Genomic DNA, 4,572 nt, shown 5'->3' with positions numbered 1-4,572 from the left:
GGGTTGGAAGCACGCCGGGACTGGCGTGCGCGTCGATATCCGCCCGACCCATTGGCGCTACTGGCAGCCGAAGGCAATGCCGACAGACGGCGGCAAGTCTCTCGGGGACGCTTGCTAGTGTTTGGATTCCACGATCAACGCCATGCGCACGAGATGCGACAGGCTGCCCGCGGCCATCTTGCTCATCACATTGGCACGATGAATCTCGACAGTGCGCGGACTGATACCCAGATCATAGGCGATCGTCTTGTTCGGCAGACCCGACACGAGCCCGTCCAGAACCTGCCGCTCCCGCTCCGAAAGTGTGGCCAGGCGGCCGTGGATTTCGGAGGATTGCGGATGCGTTGCATTCGCCTGGTTGCGGTTGGCCAACGTGGAGCGGATCGCGTCGATCAGCATCTCGTCATCAAACGGCTTTTCAATGAAATCGGAAGCGCCTTCCTTCATTGCCTGAACGGCGAGCGCCACATCGGCATGGCCCGTCATGACAATAACTGGAATTGTATGCCCGCCGGATCTCAGTTGGCGCAGGAATTCGATGCCGTCTATGCCCGGCATGCGCACGTCGGTGACGATGCAGCCGTCGAGGTCGCCCTTTGCCGTCGAGAGAAAAGCCGTGGCCGATTCGTGCAGGCGTACTGCAAAATCTGCAGTCGCCAGAAGAAAACCGAGCGACTTGCGCACGTCCATGTCGTCGTCAACCACGTGCACCAGATCACTGCCGGCCATTTGTGACCTCTTCCTTCTCCACAATGCGCAAGGTGAATCGGAAGGCGGTCCCGCCAGTCGGCATCGCCTCGGCCCATATGTGACCACCGTGCGATTCCACGATGGTGCGGCAAATGGAGAGACCGACACCCATGCCTTGCTTCTTGGTGGTTACAAACGGCTGGAAGAGTTGAGCCGAGACTTCCGGCGCGAGACCCGGGCCAGTATCGATCACGCTTACCTCGGCCATCCCATCATCCCGGGCAATTGTTGTGACTTTCAATTCGCGGCGCGGCGAGTCCTGCATAGCCTCAACCGCATTGCGCATCAGGTTGAGCAAAACCTGCTGAATCTGGATGCGGTCGGTTAAGACCAGTTCGGCGACTGGATCAAGCTTGTAGCTGACGAGGAGATTTATCTCTCTTGCACCAACCAAGGCTAGGGAGGCGGCTTCCTCGATCAGCATTGGCAGTCGTTCGACCTGGCGCTCGCTTTCGCCCCTCGCTACAAAATCCCTCAGGTGACGGATGACGTCGCCCGCCCGCAAGGCCTGCTCAGCTGCCTTTTCCACGGCATCCCGAAGCATGGGCGCATTCTCGTCCCGGCTCTTCTCAAGCAGCCGACGACTGCCTTTGAGGTAGTTCGTGATGGCGGTGAGCGGCTGGTTGATCTCATGAGCAAGCGTTGAGGCCATCTCGCCGAGTGCGGTGAACCGCGCCATGTGCAGCAGTTCCTGCTGCTGCTCCTGGATTCTTGCTTCTGCCCGGTGGCGTTCGGTCAAGTCGCGGCAGAAGCCGGTAAAGAAACGTCCGGTCCCCGGATGCATCTCGCCAACGGAAAGCTCCATCGGGAAAGTCGTGCCATCCTTGCGTGCCCCGGTCACGGTGCGGCCGAGCCCGATGATCCGGCGCTCTCCCGTCGTCAGGTAGCGAAGCAGATAGGCGTCATGCTCGTCGCGGTAGGGCGAGGGCATCAGCATTTTCACGTTTTGACCGATGACTTCGCCTGACTGGTAGCCGAACAGCGTTTCGGCAGCGGTGCTGAAGGATTGAATCCCACCCTGCTCGTCGATGACGACCATCGCGTCCGGCACTGTTGCCAGGATCGACCGCAAATGGTCCTCACGCAGCCGAAGTGCTGCATTTGCAAAGGAGAGTTCGCTGACATCAGTACCTTCAATGAAGATCGCGGTGATCCGGCCATCGTCAGCCTTGACTGGCTGATAAACAAAATCAAGGATGCGCTCTTCGACCGGGCCGTCGGCTATGTTGCGAAGGCCGACCTTCACCCCGTGGCCAATGTAGGGCTCGCCGGTCATGTACACATGGTCCAGATGTTCGAAAAACCCATTCCCTTCGAGCTCGGGAAAGGCGTCCCGCACTGACTTTCCAATCACTTGCCTGTGGCCAGTCAATCGCTGGTAGGCGGCATTGGTCAGCTCGAAAATGTGACCTGGCTCGCGCAGCAGCGCTATAAAGCCTGGTGCCTGATCGAACATTTGAGACAACAATGATTTCAGTGTCGTCCCGCCGGGTGACAAACTGAGTGCTTCGTCTTTGATCACCTGAAGTTCCTGGGTTCGACGGTGCTACCGGGGCTAACTATCACTTCTCGCCGCACACGCAAAACGGATCGAGCCGAGGTTTTCGAACGCAGATGCAGTTGCCGGCCTTTGATGCGCATCAAGGCATTGGACGCTGTCGAATGCAATTCATCCCGCATTCCATCGTTCAGCGAAAGGCGCCCGCAATGTCTTACAAGTCGATCATCGTCAACCTCGCCATCGATGCGCCTCCCGCACCTATTGTAAAGCTGGGGATCGAGCTCGCGGAACGGTTTGGCGCCCGTCTCATCGGTCTGGCGGCTGCGGATGTTCCGCCCTTGGTCGCGACCGGCGACGGTATGGTCTACGAAGGCGAGGTCATGCAGATCCAGCACACCGAAATCGAAAAGCGGCTTGCCGAATTACGCGCCGAGTTCGAGAGGCTGCTTCCTGCATCGATCTTTAGCGAATGGGGCCAAGCTGTTTGCAGCCCAACCCGTTTCCTGAGCATTTCGGCTCGATCCGCCGATCTTATTGTCACCGGCAGCGAGAAGGGGGGAAATGTCTTCCGTGCAGTGGACGTCGGCAGTCTGGTACTTGGTATTGGGCGGCCAGTCCTGGTTGCCGCGAGCAATGTCGAGCCTGTCATGGCAAAAACCGTTCTTGTTGCCTGGAAGGACACCAGGGAAGCGCGGCGGGCGATAGCAGATGCGTTGCCCCTTCTGGCCACGGCCAACGAAGTCGTTATTGCCACAATGGATACCGACCGCGACAAGAGTATCCGCGACAGCCTTGCCGACGTCGCGGTCTTTCTCGAACATCACGGCATCATGGCAGGAACTGAGCTGATCGCCGGCGACCCAGACGGCGACAGGTTGCTGACTTTTGCGCGGTCGATCCATGCGGACCTGATCGTCTCGGGTGCCTATGGGCACAGCCGTCTGCGGGAATGGGCGTTCGGCGGGATAACCCGCTCGCTGATTGAGGAAAGCGGCATCAACCGCTTCATGTCGTATTGATGGGTGGACGCCCCAGCAGCCGAGTACGCGGCGGGGGGGCCAGGAACTTCACTCTACCCCTTTCGCCGCCTTGGCCCGGCGACGGCTCCGTCGGTTGATCGAGATCAAGTCGTCGGCTGCCTGCATGGCTATGAGTCTCATAAGGCAGGAGTGACCAAGATGAGCTTTCTCTACTACCTGATTTCAGTCGACGCCAGGGTCGCGTTGATGGGTCGCATGATACGCAAGCTGGGTGTCGACAGGCAGTTGAAAGTGGTGGCGGACCATGCAGCCGTCACCGATCGTGCGGTCAACCGCTGCCGATCCTGCGGCCATCAGGACGAATGCTCGACTTGGCTCGACCAAAACGAGCAAGCCGATGCTCCGCCAGACTATTGCCGCAACCGCGACCTGATCGCACGGCTACAACATGTGGCCGGACAGCGTTAGAACGTCGGGCGGCCAAGCACACATTTCGCCCCGGGAAATGGTGGTGCTAGCCCTTGGCTACGAGACCAGGATGACGGACAACGGCTCGGCGCAAAACAGATTGTCCTCAACGCCTTTAACGCCGGCTGCATTTTCGGCCGCGACGATTGCTGCCCGGCGCTCGCGCTCGTCGAAGATGGCGCCGTTCAGTTTTACGATCCCTTTGTCGACAGTGACATTGATCAGCTCATTTCGAGCCCATTTCTGCGCTGCAAGCTCCGCGACGATGCTCTGGCGTATCTGTTCGTTGTCAATGGCCATCGGGGTTGAGGCTGGCTGCATGTCAAGTAACGCACGAAGAAGATCGGAACGGGCAATCATTCCGACAACTTTATCGCCGTCGACGATCGGGACGCGTTTGATGCGGTGATGCGTCATCAACTCGACGACCTCGGCAAGCGATGCATTGGGGGATGCCGTGACGACGCTGTCGGTCATCACCTCTTCGATCCGCCGTCCGTTGGCGAGGACATATTCTTCGGCAACTCGTCCCGGGCTGACAAGAAACTCCAGCCAGCGTGGGCGCTTGCGCTGAGTGCCCAGCTCTTCACGGCGCAGGAGATCACCCTCGCTGATAATGCCCACCAGCGCGCCGTCACGGCGAATGACGGGAAGCCCGCTGATCTTGCTGGAGAGCATCAATCCGGCTGCATCGGCGATCGACGCAGACGGATCAATTGCAACGACCGCTGTGGTCATTATGGTTTTGGCTTGCATGCCAACCTCCTCAGATACTTTATCCCATTGCTTATCGAGGTCGCGCGCGCCGTGTCTTGATCTGAATCATTTTCAGATTGCGAAAGCGCAACGAGAGCGGTCCGAACGCGATTTATG

5 protein-coding genes are annotated in these 4,572 nt (G+C 59.0%); 2 read left to right on the top strand and 3 right to left on the bottom strand.

The annotated features are described in order from the left end of the window. Positions 1-114: 114 nt before the first annotated feature. Both fixJ and EN884_RS26670 read right to left on the bottom strand, forming a co-directional pair. Positions 115-729 (bottom strand): response regulator FixJ, encoded by a 615-nt coding sequence (fixJ, locus tag EN884_RS26675; protein WP_013525376.1) that lies wholly within the window; start codon positions 727-729, stop codon positions 115-117. Continuing rightward, the gene (locus tag EN884_RS26670; RefSeq protein ID WP_013525377.1) at positions 716-2,272 is read right to left on the bottom strand and encodes a PAS domain S-box protein; all 1,557 of its coding nucleotides are present in this window, start codon (positions 2,270-2,272) and stop codon (positions 716-718) included. Before EN884_RS26670 ends, fixJ begins: the two co-directional genes overlap by 14 nt. A 185-nt stretch (positions 2,273-2,457) precedes the next feature. Here EN884_RS26670 and EN884_RS26665 point away from each other — a divergent pair, with 185 nt between their 5' ends. Together EN884_RS26665 and EN884_RS26660 are read left to right on the top strand one after the other, a co-directional pair. After that, the gene (locus EN884_RS26665; RefSeq protein ID WP_024505310.1) at positions 2,458-3,270 is read left to right on the top strand and encodes a universal stress protein; all 813 of its coding nucleotides are present in this window, start codon (positions 2,458-2,460) and stop codon (positions 3,268-3,270) included. 159 nt (positions 3,271-3,429) lie between these two features. Beyond that, complete coding sequence (locus EN884_RS26660) at positions 3,430-3,699, top strand: DUF6455 family protein (protein ID WP_063170490.1); 270 nt, start codon at positions 3,430-3,432, stop codon at positions 3,697-3,699. Positions 3,700-3,756: 57 nt separating this feature from the next. Here EN884_RS26660 and EN884_RS26655 read toward each other — a convergent pair whose 3' ends face one another. Further along, on the bottom strand, positions 3,757-4,455 hold the full coding sequence (locus EN884_RS26655) for a CBS domain-containing protein (protein WP_063170489.1): 699 nt from the start codon (positions 4,453-4,455) through the stop codon (positions 3,757-3,759). Positions 4,456-4,572: the final 117 nt, after the last annotated feature.

Source organism: Mesorhizobium sp. M7A.F.Ca.AU.001.01.1.1, assembly GCF_004022735.1.
Taxonomy (GTDB): domain Bacteria; phylum Pseudomonadota; class Alphaproteobacteria; order Rhizobiales; family Rhizobiaceae; genus Mesorhizobium; species Mesorhizobium ciceri.
The sequence above is the reverse complement of the archived record's forward strand: the minus strand, read 5'-3'. Positions and strand labels throughout refer to the sequence as shown.